Below are 17798 nucleotides of genomic sequence, written 5' to 3'. Positions count from 1 at the left end.
ATGAGCTGCTGCGGCGCAGGCTCTGAAGCTCAGCCAGTGACCACCGTTTCGGCGGTTTCCATGCGGGGCTGAAACATGAACATGGAGTAGATCACGTTGCGGCGCATGGAGGTCATCATCTCCAGGAACATGTCATAGCCCTCGTTCTTGTATTCGATCAAGGGATCCTTCTGCCCGTAGCCGCGCAGACCCACCGATTCACGCAGGGCATCCATGGCCTGCAGATGTTCGCGCCAGAGGGTGTCGATCTGCTGGAGGATGAAGAACCGCTCCGCCTCCCGCATCAGCCCAGGCCTCACCTGCTCGATCTGGCTCTCCTTGAGGTCGTAGGCGTTGCGCAGCTGCTCGCGCAGGAACGCCTTGAGCTCTTCAGTGGAAAGGCCCTGGAGCTGCTCGGGCGTGAGATCGGCCAGCAGATACACGAACTCCTGAACCTTGGCCACCAACCGGCCCAGATCCCATTCCTCGGGCGGCAGATCAGGGTTCACATAGGCATCCACAATGTCAGACATGGTGCGTTCGCCGTAGCCGATCACCTGCAGCTTGAGCTCCCGGCCTTCGAGCACGCGCCGCCGTTCGGCATACACCGCTCGGCGCTGGTTGTTCATCACTTCGTCGTACTCGAACACCTGCTTGCGGATGTCGTAGTAGTAGGTTTCAACCTTCTTCTGCGCCCCTTCCAGCGAGCGGGTGAGCATGCCCGATTCGATCGGCATGTCTTCTTCCACCCGGAAGGCATTCATCAATCCGGCCACACGTTCACCGCCGAAGATGCGCAGGAGGTTGTCTTCCAGCGAAAGGAAGAAGCGGGTGCTGCCGGGATCGCCCTGGCGTCCGGCCCGGCCGCGCAGCTGGTTATCGACCCGGCGCGATTCATGCCGCTCAGTGCCGATCACATGCAGACCACCGGCCTGCCGCACCCGCTCCTCCTCCTCCTTCACCACCACGTCGTACTCGGCGCGGACCCGGGCGATCAGGCTGCGCAGCGCCTGAATCTGGGGGTCGTCGGTGGGGGCCTTCTCCGCCGCCTGGGCGATCCGGTCTTCCAGCTGCAGCACGCTGAGGGCCCGGTCACCCCAGGCTTTCACCAGTTCACGGGCCAGCTCCACCAACGATTGCTCGGTGGCGGGGGTGAGAGCGCAGGGGAAAAGAGCGCCGATGGCGCGGGCTTCGCTGGGCGCCGAGGCCGGCAGGGCGGCACCGGGAGCAAAACCGGCGCGGGAAGCCTCCCGGGGCAGGGGGATCGGGGGCCGATGGCCCTCCTCGGGCCGCACCAGCAGGGGCAGGAGCACTTCCCTGAGCTTCAGCCGTGCCATGTAATCGGTGTTGCCGCCCAGGATGATGTCGGTGCCGCGGCCCGCCATGTTGGTGGCGATCGTGACGGCTCCGGCCCGGCCGGCCTGGGCCACGATCTCCGCCTCGCGTTCAACGTTTTCGGGCTTGGCGTTCAGCAGGTTGTGGGGAATGCCCTGCTCGGCCAGCAAAGAGGAAAGCAGCTCCGACTTCTCCACGCTGGTGGTGCCCACCAGGATGGGGCGCCCGTCGTGGTGAATGGTGGCGGTTTCCAGAGCCACCGCCCGCCATTTGGCCACTTCGTTCTTGTACACCTGATCCACCAGATCGGTGCGGGAGCGCTGCCGATTGGTGGGCACCACAGTCACTTCGAGTTTGTAGGTTTTCTCGAATTCCACTTCTTCTGTCTTGGCGGTGCCGGTCATGCCGGCCAGGCGTGGATAGAGCAGGAAGAAGTTCTGGTAGGTGATGCTGGCGAGTGTCTGAGTTTCCGGCTGGATCGGCAGATTCTCCTTGGCCTCAATCGCCTGATGCTGCCCATCGCTCCAGCGGCGGCCGGGCATCACCCTGCCGGTGAACTCATCCACGATCACTGCGTCTTCGCCGCGCACGATGTAGTTGACATCTTTGATGAACAGCTCCTTGGCCTTGAGCGCATTGGTGATGTAGTGGGCCCAGGGATCGGCGGGGTCGAACAGGTCTTCCACTCCGAGCAACTGCTCAGCCTTGGCATACCCCTCATCGGTGAGGGTCACATTGCGCTGCTTCTCATCCACCTCGTAATCCCCTTCGGGATCCACACCATCTTTCGAGCTGCCTTCAGCACGGATGAGCTCATTGGCAATATCAGCAGCGCGGCGGTATTTCTCCTGGGGGCGCTCCACCTGCCCTGAGATGATCAGGGGCGTGCGCGCTTCATCCACCAGGATGGAATCAACCTCGTCAATCACACAATAATTGAATTCACGCTGCACCACTTCTTCGATATCATTCGCCATGTTGTCGCGAAGATAATCAAAGCCCAGCTCACTGTTGGTGGCATAGGTGATATCGCAGCCGTAGTTGCGACGCCGCTCGCTGGGCGGCATGTCCTGCTGGATCAGCCCCACGGACAGCCCCAGGAAGCGGTGCACCTGCCCCATCCACTCGGCATCACGACGCGCCAGGTAGTCGTTCACCGTGACCACGTGCACACCCTTGCCGGTGAGCGCATTGAGATAGGAAGGCAAGGTGGCCACAAGGGTCTTGCCTTCACCCGTCTTCATCTCGGCGATCTGCCCTTCGTGCAGCACCATGCCGCCGATCAGCTGCACATCGAAGTGGCGCATCCCGAGCACCCGCTTGCCCGCTTCACGCACCACGGCAAAGGCTTCAGGCAGGAGCTCATCGAGAAGCTGGCGCTGGCGGGCCGGGGTTTCCGCCTTCGCCAGGCGCTCACGGAAGTCGACGGTCTTGCGCCGCAGGTCGTCATCGTCGAGAGGGGCCACCTCCTCTTCAAACAGATTGATGTCGGAAACGAGCGGTTGGTAGCGCTTCAGCTTCCGGGCATTGGGATCTCCCAGGAGGAGCTTGAGCATGGAAACGGACCATTCGTATCCCCTCACCCTACCACCGCAAAATCATGGTCGGGAGCGGAGAAGCCAGCTGCTGCAAGGGTTTTCGGCACCCGCGCCAGCGGGAATCCACCCCTGCTGGTCGTGTGTACAGCCTTGGCGCGCCGAAGCTGGCGGCTTCAGCTGGGCAGCGGGCGTCGCTGATGCCCTTCAGGCCAGAACAGGCCAGGGCAAGTCAGAGGCTCACCCAAACCGAAGGGCGAGAGTGGCGGGGCCACCAGCGAGAAAAGCTCGTTGCTGGAAAGCCGTCAGGGATGAACGGGTCGGCATCGATCGGCCGGCGTCAGCCCCCCACACCAAAACGTGGGGACAAGCCGGCCTGGCAAGGTGCTCGCGTCATCTCCTTGACGTCGGCGAAGTGCCTGCTATGCGAGCATCAACAGGCTGCTGAAGCGGCTTAGAGCGTCAACGCTGTCTTCACGACGGTGAGGCGGAGGGTCTGGGGGAAATCAACAGACAAAGGGATAGGTGTACGTGTGCTGGGGGTGACGGGAAGGGTCAGATCTCCCTACAGAAGGGATTCACTGCAAAGCAAACGCCTGCATCGGATGGCTGCAGGACGCATCGGCAGGTGCGCAACAGGGTGGACCGTGGGTTATTCGCCCCTCTGCTCATGGCGTAACCGTTCAAGCTCTTCACGTGCTTGCTGCAGGGAATGCCAATGCTGCTCAGCTTGCAACCTGTAGGGCAGGTGGTTACGCTCACCCCACTGGCATTCAGGCCGCAGTTCAGCAATCTGGGCGAGAAGGCTGCCCTTGGCAGTGAGCAGCGGCAGGATCTCCCGAAGCGAATTCAGCCAAGCGGGCTCGCTCGTGCCAAAACTCAATAGGCCCAGGCCATGGCCATGGAGAAGGCCTAACCCATGGGTATCGGAACGTTCCAGCAGCTCGTTCCATAACCTCCACACACCAAATCCACGCTCCCTCACATTGATGTCGTGAAACAGCACCACGGCTTCGGGCTTCAATAACGGTCGCCAGGTTTCGAGATCGTGCTTGACGGCGTCATACGTGTGCAGACCATCGACATGCAGAAGATCAATGGCTCCGGATGGAAAGTGAGTAGCGGCTTCATCAAAGCTGGACCGCACCAGCCGCGAACGACAACGATGGTTGCGATCCTGCTCGCTCTGAACGCGTTGAAAAACCTCCTCTCCATACCCGCCCGCATGCTCGTCTCCCTGCCAGGTGTCAACGGCATAGACAAAGGTTTGAGGTGAAAATGCCTGTGCCGCCTCACAGAATGCGAAAAAAGAAACTCCAAAGTGCGTACCAAGCTCCACGACCGTCTGCGGTTGGAGATGCTCCACAAGCCAATGGGCTATGGGCACATGTTCCCACCACGCCGAGGGGGCCAGGTAGCGGGGCAAAAGGCCAAGATTTCGTTCCATCGGCATGTTCATTGACGGTGGCAAGCTCCCAGCTCCTTGCTGGATGGGCTGTCTTGGTGGGGCAAACAGCCAAACTCGATCTCCTGCATCGGCAGCCCTGCAATGCCGGCGTACATGGCACTCGATTCGCTATGGAGGATCAAGGCATCATGCTGCCACTGCAGCTGACGATGGTCTTCCTGTGTTCCTGCCGCCAGGGACACGGCAATGGCGTAGTCACCAGGAGCCAGCACAGGCAGGGTAAATCGAAAGCGAGCGAAGTAAGTGTCTCCGGCCGGGACTGTGAAGGTGGGATCCGGATGGGATAAACAGGTGTTGTCTCCGAGTACCGCCATCCCACGAGAATCTTTGAAGATGAACCCCACAATGGGCTGGCGGATCGCTGCGTGGGCACGGGCTGTGATCGAGAGATCGACAAGCTCTCCGCCCATGGCCGTGCGAAGCGGCAGGCCACTCGCCGCATCAACCAGGTGCACGCTCTCCAGACTGGCCTCCGCGGTTCCAAACGAGCTGGAGAGCAACAGGGCCTGATCAAAAGGCGTGATCTCAATCAAATTACCAAGCCCTGCATTGAGCCGTAGCTCCTGTCGGTAGTCGCGCCAACGGGTGTAGTACTCCTCCGCAGGCTCAACAGGTGGCTGGGTGGGCATGTCTGGAGCCGTCACTGAGCGGCCAGTTGATGCGTCCTGGGCGATGTAAAGGTCCTCAAGGTAGAAGTCGCTGACTGTGGACGCTTCTCCAGCGAACTTGATGCGACCCGCCTCAAGAAGAATGGCTCGATTGCAGAGGCTACGCAAAGCCTGCGTGTCATGGCTCACGAAGAGCAGACACTTCTCCTCTCGCTGGCGATTCAGAAAGCGAAAACACTTCTGATTGAAGAAGGCATCTCCCACGCTGAGAGCCTCATCCACCACAAGGATGTCGGCATCTACATGAGCAACGACAGCGAACGCCAGCCGCACAGACATTCCGCTGGAATAGGTTTTAACCGGTTGATCAACGAAGGTGCCGATGTCAGCGAAAGCAAGAATATCCTCGAGCTTCTCTGCGGTTTCTTCTCGACTAAGACCGAAGAGGGAAGCGTTGAGATAGATGTTTTCTATTCCTGTGAACTCAGGGTTGAAGCCACTACCAAGCTCCAGCAAGGCAGCAACCCTACCTCGCGTTTGCACCTGCCCTTCGCTCGGCGTAAGGGTGCCACAAAGAATTTGCAACAAGGTGCTCTTGCCACTGCCGTTGCGCCCGATCACACCAAGTGTTTCTCCGCGGCGCACCTCAAAGCTGACATTCCGCAAGGCCCAGAACTCGCGAAAGTATTGGCGACGGCCACGCCAAAGGGCCTGCTTCAAACGTTGCGTGGGATCGTCGTAAATGTGGAAGCACTTTCCCAAGTCTTCCACGTGGATCATCAGATCATCCGACTCAATAGTCACGTTGGAAGTGGCAGCAGGGACGCCGGAGAAAGATTATAGTTCATGGGGTGGTGCTTCTTACATCACATCAGCGAAGGCCCCTTGAGCCTTTTGAAACACACGTAGCCCCAGCTCAGCGATCACAACCCCAAGCAGAAGGCCAACAACGACATAGCCAAGCTCAGGAGCCTCCCCCTGAATAGCCACGCGACGCGTCTGCTCAATGACTTGCGCCAGGGGGTTGAGCTGCAACAGAGGCTGCCAACGTGGTGGCATCGCGGACATCGGGAAGAAGACCGGGCTCAGAAACATCAGCATGCTGACCACCACTTGCACAACCTGGCCGATATCCCGCAAAAAGACCCCCAGAGAAGACAGCAGCCAGGTGATCCCAAGGCAGCCAAGGAGGAGAGGAATCCAAATCACCGGCAGCCAAAGGATGGAAGCTGGAATGGCCTGAAACGCAACCAGTTCGAAGACAAGAAGAATGATGAGGCTTGCGAGTGCATGGAAGGCGGCACTGCCAAGAGCAACAGAGGCCAGGATCTCCAACGGAAACACAACCTTTTTCACATAGTTTGGATGTGACAAGACCAGGCCGGGCGCCCGATTCGCACATTCAGCAAAGAGGTTGAATACAATCAGGCCAGCGAATAGATTGACGGCAAAAGCCAGAGAGCCCTGATTTTGCAAGGTGCCCCAACGGGACTGGAACACTTGCGAAAAAACAAACGTATAAACGACCAACATCAACAGGGGCTGAAGAAAGCTCCAGGTCCAACCCAGTAGCGAACCCCGGTAGCGCCCCAACACCTCCCGCTCTGTCAGCCGCCACCAGAGCTCACGATTGTTGAGAAGCACGGCGGGAAACTGCAACCTCCACCTACGTGATGGGCTGAGCGGATGGCGGCTTGGACTATGGCCAAGTGCACGGCGAGTTACAATCATTGCGTGCTGATGGGGCGGAGAAATCAGGATGGCCGGCAGTCCATTGTAGAGGCTTGTCACTCCTCAAGGAGCAACAATCAATCTGCGGCCTCTGAGCGCCCGGAACAACCGAAAGAGGCCATGTGATGGCTGGCGAGATCATAGAAAAGGCCTCAATGAAGAAATGCCTTTGAATTGATGCTCAAAGCGCAATGAATCAACGCGTGTGCCTAGAATTCGCGATCCTGGAATGCCACCAATGTGGAGATCTTCGCTCCAGTAAGATAAGAGAAGAGGGCCACTGAAAGGGATACCGAGGCCAGGAAAGCCAACTGGCTGATGGCGCGCTCAGAGAGCGAGGCGTTTTGGTAGGCATGCAAAACAATCAACATGAGCACCGTACCGAGAGCCAGCATGACCACCGAAGACTTCATGAGGCGATCGATTCCGGATCGACCATGAAGCAAGCGATCAATCAACCGGCCGCCACGCCCGATGTGGTTGCCGTAGCGTTGCGCGAAGAAGAAGCGGGTAACCACATAATCAGAAATCAGCGCACAAGCAGAATAGAACAGGAAACCAGCAACCAGGAGCGAGGTTGTACCCGTAAAGATTGAAAGCTGAGTTGCATAGGAAGAGTACAACAGCAGCGAGGCCACCAGACACACAGATCCAAACCCCAGAAAGGCATAGCGCGGGCTGAAAGAAAGCATGAACTTGAGATGCCTCCACCCATCTCGCCACGTACGCAGATGGGGGCGACGACCCGGTGGATTGGGGCGAAGATCCGTAGGAATTTCAACCAGGTGCATGTCACGAAGGCTGGCCTTGATGACCATCTCAGAGGCATATTCCATGCCAGTGTTGCAAAGGGAAAGGGCCATGATTGAGCTTCTGCGGAAAGCCCGCAATCCACAGTGAAAATCACCGACATCAATGCCAAACAACATCCTTCCCAACAGGCTGAGCACAGGGTTGCCCAGATAGCGATGCAAGAACGGCATCGCCCCTGGTGAAATCGTGCCGCGGAAGCGATTGCCCATCACCAGATCAGCCCCGGCTTGCAGCGGTGCCAGGAAGAGCGGAGCCTGATCGAAGCGATAGGTGGAATCTGCATCCCCCATTAACACAAAGCAGCCCCGTGCCGCCTTAATGCCAGCAGAGAGAGCCGCCCCGTAGCCACGAATGGGAACGGACACAACGCGTGCACCCTCCTGCTGAGCGATCTGCACAGAGCCATCTGAGCTGCCATTGTCAGCCACCACGATCTCAAAGTTGAGGCCCGTTGCTTCCCCACCACGATGGCAATCACGAATCGTGGCGGCCAGAGTAGGCGCCTCATTCAGGCAGGGAATCACAAAACTAAGCTGAGGATCGCCATCAACTTGCAAATCCAATGCACCACTTCTGAATTCCCATCCTATTGGGCTGATCCGCCCGGCGGCGTTCGGCTGAAGTGAAGAAACTCAACGCAATGAAACGGAACAGAGGCTGAGATCCTCCACTCCCTTGCTCGTTTGATAAAAAGAGCAGGTTCCCGCCTGGAAACCGGCAGCAGTGATCTCAGGGGCGTCCGCCAAGAAGGCACGAAGCCGCTCCTCTGGCCGATCAACACCACCTTGAAACATCAACACCAGAAACGAGTCGAAACCGCTCTCCAGCAGCTGCCGCTGAATCCGCTGGTGAACCATGGGCAGCTTCGAGTGATCCACTGAAACCGGGGCGATCCCCGGGTTCCAGTGCAACAGTGGATTGTTGCTGGCCAGGGTGTGCGACTTGATCCAACCGATGGGTCGATCGAGCAGGACAACGGGCACACCAGCAGGGAACTGAAGCCGACCATCACGCACGGGCACCAGCGCCGATGGGGAGGTTGCGCGAATCAGCGTCCAGTGCTGCTGGAAGCCTGAGCGCCCCCAGCTCGGCGTGATCTGGCACGCCAGGCTGAGCGCCAGCAAGGCAGCGAGAAGGAGCGAGGGGTTCAAGAGCCGTGGCGGCAGGGGCAGGGGGGCAAGCAGTTGCCGGCAGGCCATGGCGATCACTAAGCCCATCAGCAGTTGCAACGGGATGGCATAGCGGCCGATGCCACTGAGAAAGAGCCAGAACACATAGGAGGCCGCAAGACCCAGCACCAAGGCCCGTGGCCTCCGGCCTAATCGTTGCCGCAGGGCAGGGAGAACGAGCAGAGCCAGGCTGCTCAGAGCCCAGAGCAAGGTGCGCAGATCCCTGAGGCCAACCTCCGAACGACGCGTCTGCAGGTTCTTCTCAGGATTGAACGGCGGAAAGAAGCTGTCGGTGAAATCAAACAGGGGAGCGAGCAGAAAGGCGGCTGGTGAATCAGGCTGAAAACGACGTTCGTGCGGGTGGACGTCTTCGTGAAGCGGCGAACGGAAATAGTTATTGAACAGCGGGAAGAACGGGCTCCCCGTATTTCGGCTGGAATGAAACAGCTGGGGAGAGGCGAACAGCATGAAGCTGATCAGAAAAGGCATCAGCCAGGTCACCAAGGCCAAACGCAACCGGGAGAGCAGCGCCGGCCATCCCTGCGGTGCGGGCGGGCCCAGTAGCAGCACAGACACCAAGAGCGGCAAGGTGATCAGAAAGGTGAGCTTCATCCCTACGGCCGCGCCTGCCATGCCGGCAGAGAAGGCCACCAGCACACGCTTCCGCCCTGGTGCAACAGATCCCCTCACCGCCAGCAAGGCCAGCGCAAGGCTGCTGACGCTGAGCAGCGACAGGGTAAGGTCAGCCATCGTGTTGCCCGCCTCGGACAACACCATCGGGGCACTTCCCCCCAGCAGTGCCGCCAGAAATGACAGGAGGCGATCGTGGGCGAACAACAGCAACCCGATCGCATAGATCACCAGCAGAGCAACGCCCTGGACCAATGAGAACAGCAGCGTCGGCAAGAGCGGCCCGACCACATGGCTACCTGCCAACATCCATGCCGCTGGCAGGCTGGCCAGGGGGTTCAGAAAGGTCTGAGTGCCACCGGGAAGAAGATCGGCTCCGTAATCACCGGCGAGAAAAGCCAGTGCGGCGTAAAGGTGATAGTTGCGAGCGTCGTAATTGATATCCTGGCCATGCATCCAGCTGTAAACAGGAAACACTGCCATCAGCAAGGTGGCCAGAAGCCAATCCAAACGAGTCAACTTCGAAAGAAGCACCAAAAGCCTGAGTTGGTTCGCAAACACTATCAGGAAAGGTCCCAGCCCACTGGCTGGCGGTGGAGGCGAAGATGGAACACTGTCGTCAGTTCTGCCAGGAGCCAGGCCTGTTGATCTCCGTGATTCGCCACCGTGCAGGGGCTCCCAGCCTGCGTCTGGGACTGGGGCCAGGGCTGAGGCCGGTGGATGCGATTGGCCAACTGCAGAAGCTGCTAAATTGCAACAGCTTTTGGGCAACGGCACGAAGCCGGGTTCAGCTGCGAACGATGCTCAAAGGTAGCTCCGTTGTGGTGAGTGCCTGGAGCGGACAGCAGCTTGTGGGGTTTGGCCGGGCCAACAGTGATGGCGTGTTTCGTGCCGTGCTTTGGGATGTGGTTGTTGCTGAGCAAAGCCAGGGGCATGGCTTGGGGCGGCAACTGGTGGAAGCGTTGCTGGCGGCACCAGCCTTGGCACAAGTGGAGCGCACCTATCTGATGACGACGAACTGCGAAGGTTTCTACCGGAAGCTGGGATTCAACGCCGTTCAGCACCAACGGCTGATGAGGCGTGAGGCCAGCGGGGAATGAGCAACACCTCCCTGCGGGTGCGGGTGGCCATCCCCCACTACTTCCGTGAGCGCAGCGGCGGCACAGGCTATGGATCCGGCAAGCCAGGGGCCCGCTTTGAACGCTGCCTGGCGCTGGGCCGATGCCTGGCCGCCCTGCTCGCACTGGAGCGCAGCACGGAGGATCTGGTGCTCAACATCGGCCAACGTGTGCTGGAGTGCGCCGGGCCCCTGCAGTTCGGCGACAAGCACCGGCTGGCCTCGATCAGCCTCGACTTGCATCTATTCACCAGTGAGGGCCATCAACTGGAGGAAGCGATACGGCCCTACGCCGATCGGCTCACCCTGCACAGCGTGTCACTGGAGGATCCGCGCCAACTGCCCCTGGCCGCCCGCGACTTCCTGATCCAGGCTGAGCCCGTGCTGGATCTGGCTCTTTACCTGGAAGACGATCTGGTGATCGGCGATCCCCTCTTCTTCGACAAACAGGCCTGGTTCCTTGCCGGCTGTGAACACAAGGCGGTGCTGATGCCGCACCGCTACGAACGGATCCCCGGCCAGGCGGGCCAAAGGCTGCTGGTGGATGGCCCCTTGCGCAGCGAGTTCATCGGCCGTTTCACCACACCCCAGGCCGCCGTTGGCCGCGGGCGGTTCTGGGATGGACAGGAGATCGTGTTTGATCGAACGGCCAATCCACATTCTGGCCTCTTCTGCCTGAGCAACAGCCAAGTGATGCAGCTGCGGGGTCAGTCCTTGCCCAAGCAGGGGTTCGTCGGTCCACTGGAAACCGCCGCCACGCTCACCGCCCTGCGGTTTTTCGCCGTGCTGAAGCCAGCGCTGCCGCACAGGCAGTTCCATTGGGTGGAGCATGGCCACCCCTCGTTTCAGTCGTACGCCAAGCAGTGGCCACAGGCCTGAACACCACGCCAAGGCCTGGAAGCACGGTGATAAGGTGACATTGCATTTTGGATTCAGCCATGCCGGTTCGAAATATTATCTTCAAGGGGCGCCAATTCGTGATCGAAGATCTTCCCGAAGAAGCCAGGCAGGTGTTCGGCCTGCTCCAGGCTGCAGGGGAGCAGATCACCCGCGGCCAGGCAAGTGTGGCTGTGGCGGAAACAGCCCGGCAGGTGTTATCAGCAAAGCTGGATCAGTTGCTTCATGATGTGCCTTCCAGCGAAGTCACTCAGCCATAGCGTTGGAGATGTGCAGGCTCTCTGAGAGGAGAAGCCGGCACAACCATCAACATTCATCCTCTCCGATCTGTCGCGAGACTACCTGCCGCCTTGGTAGTGTCTGCGACCCTGGTTGTGCACCCGAAGGAATGAGGCTGTGGCAAAGAACATGCCGCAGCCCGCACCCGATCGCCGGTGACTCACCAGCTCTGAACGCCACACCACCGGCAAGAGCTGGCGGCAGCTGGCCATTCAGATATGCCCATGAAACGCATCTTGAATGAGTGCGTGGTGACGGGCCAAACAATCAGCGCGATCGTAGTGGCTGATCACCGTTCGGCGTGCGGCAAGCCGCAATGAGGCATAGGCCTCTGGATCACTCAGAACAGCATGCATCTGATTGGCAAGTGCATCGGGGTTGAAATAATCCACAAGCAGGCCATTCTCACCGTGGCGGATCACCTCCCGCACCGGTGCGGTATCTGAGCCCACCACGACGCAACCGGCCGCCATGCTCTCAAGCAACGACCAGGAGAGCACAAACGGGATCGTAAAATACACGTGGCAGCTAGAGATAGCCAGTAGCCGCAGAAAGTCTTCATAGGCAAGCCGGCCAGGGAAATAGATGCGATCCAGATTGATCTGCCCTTCAAGTTCAGCCAGCAACTGCTCTTTATGGGGAACATCGGGACGCGCACCATATCCACCTTCGGGAGTTCCCACGATGATGATGTGAGCCTGCGGGCACAACTCCTGAAACCTGGGTAGAGCGCGCATGAAACGGTGAAAACCGCGGGCGGGCTCAAGGGATCGGCTCACGAAGGTGACGACGGGATCGGCCGCAGTAAGCCTGCGGCCGCGCACCTCAAGATAGAGATCCTTCTGTGGTTTGGCATGGCGGGTATCGATGCCATCGTGAATGATGCGAATGCGTGAGCGAAGCTCCTGCGGATAGGTGCTGCGCTGAAAACGGGTGGGGCTCACACCCACGCTGACCTGCTGCAGCGACAGCAGGATGCTGGCATTCTTGCCTCGCAGCTTTTGCAGAATCAGGGAGTCGCTGGAGCAATACTCTGGATCGAAGCCGAGATCAAAGCCGTCGATGTTGTAGTAATACTCACAATAACCAATCAACTTCGCAGTAGGCCATACATCCAGCAGAAAGAGATCCTCACCCCAGCCTGTATGCGTGCAGATCACATCAGGGATGAATCCCTCATCACGAAGTGATTGTGCAGCTGCAGCACAGCTCCGCGCGCGAATCATCTTGCTTTCAAAGTCCACCGCCAGAGGATCAGTGTCACGGCCGCTGGAGCGATCAAAGCCGTAGTGGCGATAGGGATAGGTCTTAGGAAAAGCGGAAAGGGGCCGAACATTGCCAAGCGCTAGAACCGTGTGGCCTTTCGCCTGGCAATAGGGCAGCAGATGTTTGTACTGGCCGGGAAAATTCTGATGAACGAACAGGATGTTCATGCAGGTGGAACTCAGGCGTCAACGGATCGAACAGAAAAAAAGCGGGGCCGAAGCCCCGCTTGAATGAGAAGGAGAAGACCAGACTCAGACCAGTTCAACACCGGTGAACAGGCTGTTGTCGAACACACCCAGCTGGCGCAGTTCGCTCGCTTCCACAGTGTAAGCCTGGGGATTGGAGAAGTCGAAGGACGACTCGGTATAGAGATACAGAGCCGTATCCGTTTGACCCTGCTGGACGATCAGGGCTTGGTTGGTAACCGCATCAACAGTGTTGAAGAGGCCGATGAGATCGCCAAAAGCAAGCCCATTGCCAACAACGCCCACGCCATTGATGTTAGCAGCGATAGCGTTGGCATCCAGCAACTGTGCATCGGTGAGGCTGCGGGCCGGACCGGTGAGGTTGAGGATGTTGCGACCCGAGAGGTTGTTGCCCGGATTACCAGTGCCACTCAGGCCACCCAGGGTGAGCTGGGCATTGGTCACCTGGTTGGAGAGCAGCCCGCCGATGTCGGTGAGCAAGCCACCGGTGATATCGATGGAGTCAGCAGCAGCGGAGTAGCCGGTGATGAAGTCACCGCCAGTGCCTGTTCCACCGGTGCCACCATCATTGCCCGTGTTGTATTGGACAACTTCGACAGCGTTGGTGGACAGGTTGATGGTGTCAGCACCGCCGTTACCGGCCACTGTCACGTTGTCACTGGAGTCAGCAACGAAGTTGGTGAAGGTGTCATTGCCGGCACCCAGGTTGTAGGTGGAGCTGGTATCGAGTCCGGTGGTGAAGACATCGACAGCCTGGCCCTGAACAAAGCTGGTGGCATTGAGTACGAACCCAGCCCCATCGTCGTTGACGTCGCCATCAAGGTTGACCGCCAAACGTCCACCGGTGGGCAGTGGCAGCAGGGTGGTGTCGAGAACCAGGGTTTGGTTCGCAGCTCCAGGGGAAACGTTCAGAACTTCAATGTTCTGAACTTGCGTGCCGGTGACGGTGGTGATGGAACCAATAACGGCATCGAGGGCGAACACGAGAGTGTCAACATCGGCACCACCATTGATGCGATCGCCGATGGTGAAACCGCCTTCGTCGATGGTATGAATGATGCCGCCTGACTCGACGGACGTTGTCACGCCCAGGACAATCAGATCATTGCCTGCTCCAGCAGTCACCGAATCATTGCCCAGACCCACCCGAACGGTGTCTGCGCCGGCACCAGAGGAAACCGTGTCGTTCTCGACTTCAAGAGCATCGGCGGTGCTGATGGAGTCAGCGCCAGTGCCGGTCACGACAGAGTCAGCACCGAGTCCAGCCAACACGGTGTTGGTGCCATCTCCGGCGTTGATGGTGTCGTTGTCAGTGCCACCAACGATGGAGTCGTTGCCGACGCCAGTGATCACAGAGTCGGCACCAGTTCCAGCGTTAATGGTGTTGTTACCAGTGCCGCCATCGATGGTGTCATTGCCACCGTCACCCAGCACAGAGTCGTTACCCTCACCGACGTTGATGGAGTCATTACCGCCCTGAGCATTAACGGTGTCGTTACCGCCGCCAGTAACGATGGAATCGTTGCCACCGCTGCCAAAAACACTGTCGTTGCCACCGGCCGTCACAACTGTGCCCGCTGCATCGAGATCGACGGTGTTGTTACCGCTGCCAGCATCGATGAACAGCGAACGCTCGATGTCGTCCAGGAAGTCGTCGCCACCGGCGGTGAAGATCGACTGAAGCCCAGGAGCAAAGAAAAGACCGATTCCACTGAAGCGGACCGGTTGGTTAACGGCCGCAGGGTTGAAATCGAAGATTTCGATGTTGCTGATGTTGGTGAGGCTCAGCTGCAGAGCCAGTGGGGCGAGCGGGTTGCTGACTGCAAACTCCAGCTCAAGGGTGTCCACCCCACCGAGACCGTTGGCGAAGTCGCCGACTTGTACGTCCGAGAGCTGGAAGGCCGTGAACGTGTCGTTGCCCGCAGTGCCGACAAGATTGTCGGCGTTGGGGGTGTAGAAGAGTGCCGTGTTGATGGTGACGAAACCAGGCGGCACACCCACAACGGAAACGTTGAGATCGGCGCTTTGCTCAACGATGATGCGCCCGGCCAGCAGCGGATCAGCGCCGGTGAGATCGATGTTGAGGCTGGAAACCGAACCCGCCAGCAGAGGTGTGGCGCGGATGATCAGCACATCATTGCCATCACCAACGAGGCTGTTGAACTGGGCAACACTGAGGTTGCGCAGATCAAAGGTGAAGGTCTGAGGGCCATTCACCGAGGAGCCAAGTTCGATCACCTCAAGGCCCGTCACGTTGACGAGGTCGACGGCGGTGACGTCTGCCGAGTCAAGAATCAGCAGCTTGTCTGCGAAGGTTTCATCCTGATCGAGCGGTGCTTCACCGAAGGCGAACACAGATTCGGGACTGATCAGCTCATCACGGACGATGATGGTTTCGCTGTCGGTGTCATCCTGACCGGAGTAGCGGATCGAGATGAGATTGCCAACAAGATCCACTGGGCTGAGGAAGCTCAGATCCAGGGTCACGTTGCCGGCGTCATCACCGGAAGTGAACACCGAGAAGATGCGTGAACCGATGTCATCCGACGTGCGGACCAGCTCGTCGCTGAGGGTGATCGAGTAATCACCGTTGCCAATCAGATCAAGGGCTTCAATCCGGCTCACCCGCAGGGTTTCCGAACGGAGCAGGGTTCCGCCGTTGGCGAGATCGATGGTGTCGATTCCAGCGCCACCGTTGATCGAATCGGCAAAGGTGAGGGAGTCAGTGTCGATCGCCACGCCATCGTTGCCTAGGCCAAGCAGAACGGTGTTGGCGAAGGTGTCTTGAAGCAAGACATCATTGACAACTTCACCGACAACAACGAAGTCATCATCATCGCCAGCATCGACGAGGTTGGCACCACCGCCAGTGAAGATAAAGTCTTCGCCAGCGCCAGAGCTGATGGTGTCGTTGCCGGTACCCACCACACCACCAGGGATGAGGACATCGCCAACGATGAAGTCGTTTCCGGCGCCTGTGGTGACTGAGTCGTTGCCGAAACCACCGATGACACTGTTGTCACCATCGCCAGCATTGACAACGTCGTTGTCGGCGCCAGCGTCGATCGTGTCGTCGCCAGAACCAGAGGTGATGGTGTCGTTGCCATCGTTGGTGTCGACAATGTTGTCGCCATCGCCAGCTTGGACAAGATCAATTCCATCACCGGTCGTGATGGTGTCGTCGCCAACGCCAGCGGACACTGAGTTGCGGCCATCGCCGGCATCCACCAGGTTGTCGCCCTCACCAACGAAGAGGTCGTCATCGCCGCCCACGGTGAAGACGGTGTCGTCTCCGTCTTGGGTGACAACAAAGAAATCGGTGGCGAAGGTTGGGGACTGGGTTCCAAGATCAAGGAAGTTATCCCCGATCGCCCCAAACACACTCACATCCGGGAGGAAGTTGTTGATGACATCGCCCAGGATCGAGGTGTAGCGCAGGCTCAGATCACCATCCAACTCAAACGCATTGATGGTGCTGATGCGCCGGTTGTCATTGCTGGGCAGGCCGAGATCCGTGGTGATGTCGAGGGAAGCATCACCGTCGATGACCAAGGTGGTCAGCGCGTCACCAACGCTGAGCAGATCGACCACATTGGTGATCGAGCCAAGCGAGGTGAGCGCAAGGGTTTCGATGCTGGCGTTAGAGCGGAGAGGCCCTTGGGTGAAATCAAGGCCGAGGGCTTCACCGGAGGTGGCGTCGACCGGTGTTTCTTCGATGACGACACTGACCAGATTGTTAGAGCTGGCTAGGGCGTTGACGTCGAAGTTGTATTCGATCGTGCTGAAGCTGTCCTTGATTTTAGTGGTGAAACCAACAGCGGATTGGATGTCCTCAAGGAAGAGGAAGCCAAGCTTTGACTGATTGATGTTGATCTTGGTGAGCCCATCGGCTGCGCCGCTCGCGCCATTGAGGCCGAAAGCACGGCTGAGATCAACCGAACCACTATCCCAGAGATCTTCGCCAGAAGCATTCAGCTCCAGGGTCTGGATGCCGAAGCTGGTGAAGTTGTCAACGGTGAAGCTTCCGTCGGTACCAATCAGCAGCTTGGATTCGGTGCCGGCGCGACCAGTCAGCTGATCGTTCTGGCCGAGGGTCTGCTCAGTGCCGATGAAGGTGAACGCGGAGACCGCTGTGGCCGCAACCACATCGGTGGCAGTGGTGAGAACCGTTTCGGTGGGGAGGACGACCGGAGGAGTGGTGTCAATGATCACCACAGAGTCGCTACCAGGCGGCTTGGAGAAGACGATCTGGTTGGGGAAATCAATCTGAAGGGTTTCCGTCTCGCCGAGAATCGCGTCTGTCGCGATGGTGACCTGAATAAGGCCCACGCCGGTGGCGCTGATCGTCACCGTGCCCGCCAGGTTTCCACCGGCCACGTCAGCGGCCTGAACGCCGCTGAGCTCGTAGGCAATGGTTTGGCCAGCGAGATCCGGGATCGTCTGAATCTGGAAGATGACCGTGCCGCCTTCAGTGACGCTGCTGGCGTTCGAGCTCAGCAGGGCAACGGTGCCCACAGGGGGCAGGCCATTGATGGAGGCCTGGGTGGCTGCCGACGAAGGAATGGTGGCCGTGGTAGTGACGGGCACCAGGAAGTCGACGCCGAAGGTGGCCGCAAGCGGACCGGCGTATTCAAGAGTTGCCGTGACATCCGCTGCCACAAGGCCGGTCCAGGTTTGGGAGGCCGTCTGCTTCGATTCCAAAGCCACACGGTCTGGCGAACCAGCAGGCTGAGCCAGAGCGCCTAGGGCAATGAACAGGCCCACG

11 protein-coding genes are annotated in these 17798 nt (G+C 59.0%); 3 read left to right on the top strand and 8 right to left on the bottom strand.

Going from position 1 to position 17798, the window contains the following annotated elements; translation table 11 throughout:
• Positions 1 to 29 precede the first annotated feature (29 nt).
• The 6 genes from secA to KQ303_RS02850 all read right to left on the bottom strand — a co-directional run bounded on the left by secA (position 30) and on the right by KQ303_RS02850 (position 9751).
• On the bottom strand, positions 30 to 2870 hold the full coding sequence (gene secA / locus KQ303_RS02875) for a preprotein translocase subunit SecA (protein WP_255100534.1): 2841 nt from the start codon (positions 2868 to 2870) through the stop codon (positions 30 to 32).
• 631 nt (positions 2871 to 3501) lie between these two features.
• Complete coding sequence (locus KQ303_RS02870; RefSeq protein WP_259729069.1) at positions 3502 to 4296, bottom strand: class I SAM-dependent methyltransferase; 795 nt, start codon at positions 4294 to 4296, stop codon at positions 3502 to 3504.
• Positions 4297 to 4304: 8 nt separating this feature from the next.
• The gene (locus KQ303_RS02865; RefSeq protein ID WP_259729068.1) at positions 4305 to 5729 is read right to left on the bottom strand and encodes an ABC transporter ATP-binding protein; all 1425 of its coding nucleotides are present in this window, start codon (positions 5727 to 5729) and stop codon (positions 4305 to 4307) included.
• Between the two features lie 57 nt (positions 5730 to 5786).
• Positions 5787 to 6584 (bottom strand): ABC transporter permease, encoded by a 798-nt coding sequence (locus tag KQ303_RS02860; protein WP_259729067.1) that lies wholly within the window; start codon positions 6582 to 6584, stop codon positions 5787 to 5789.
• Between the two features lie 281 nt (positions 6585 to 6865).
• Positions 6866 to 8032 (bottom strand): glycosyltransferase family 2 protein, encoded by a 1167-nt coding sequence (locus tag KQ303_RS02855; protein WP_259729066.1) that lies wholly within the window; start codon positions 8030 to 8032, stop codon positions 6866 to 6868.
• 69 nt (positions 8033 to 8101) lie between these two features.
• A complete protein-coding gene (locus KQ303_RS02850; RefSeq protein ID WP_259729065.1) occupies positions 8102 to 9751 on the bottom strand; it encodes a hypothetical protein in 1650 nt (549 codons plus the stop codon).
• Between the two features lie 122 nt (positions 9752 to 9873).
• Here KQ303_RS02850 and KQ303_RS02845 point away from each other — a divergent pair, with 122 nt between their 5' ends.
• Genes KQ303_RS02845 through KQ303_RS02835 form a run of 3 tightly spaced genes read left to right on the top strand, consistent with a single transcriptional unit; the run spans position 9874 to position 11542 of the window.
• Positions 9874 to 10368 carry a GNAT family N-acetyltransferase gene (locus tag KQ303_RS02845; RefSeq protein WP_259729064.1) on the top strand — a complete coding sequence of 165 codons (495 nt, stop codon included), beginning with the start codon at positions 9874 to 9876 and terminating at the stop codon, positions 10366 to 10368.
• Positions 10365 to 11264 carry a hypothetical protein gene (locus tag KQ303_RS02840; protein WP_259729063.1) on the top strand — a complete coding sequence of 300 codons (900 nt, stop codon included), beginning with the start codon at positions 10365 to 10367 and terminating at the stop codon, positions 11262 to 11264. The genes KQ303_RS02845 and KQ303_RS02840 overlap by 4 nt, the downstream gene beginning before the upstream one ends.
• Positions 11265 to 11323: 59 nt before the next feature.
• On the top strand, positions 11324 to 11542 hold the full coding sequence (locus KQ303_RS02835; RefSeq protein ID WP_259729062.1) for a DUF6447 family protein: 219 nt from the start codon (positions 11324 to 11326) through the stop codon (positions 11540 to 11542).
• A 231-nt stretch (positions 11543 to 11773) separates the two neighbouring features.
• Here the strand turns inward: KQ303_RS02835 and KQ303_RS02830 are convergent, their stop codons facing one another.
• The gene (locus KQ303_RS02830; protein ID WP_259729061.1) at positions 11774 to 12994 is read right to left on the bottom strand and encodes a glycosyltransferase; all 1221 of its coding nucleotides are present in this window, start codon (positions 12992 to 12994) and stop codon (positions 11774 to 11776) included.
• An 84-nt stretch (positions 12995 to 13078) separates the two neighbouring features.
• Positions 13079 to 17797, bottom strand: a complete 4719-nt coding sequence (locus KQ303_RS02825; RefSeq protein ID WP_259729060.1) for a calcium-binding protein — start codon at positions 17795 to 17797, stop codon at positions 13079 to 13081.
• Position 17798: the final 1 nt, after the last annotated feature.

Source organism: Synechococcus sp. CS-1333 (assembly GCF_025128015.1).
Taxonomy (GTDB): domain Bacteria; phylum Cyanobacteriota; class Cyanobacteriia; order PCC-6307; family Cyanobiaceae; genus MW101C3.
Note: the sequence above shows the minus strand (reverse complement) of the source record. Positions and strands in the feature narration are given on the sequence as shown.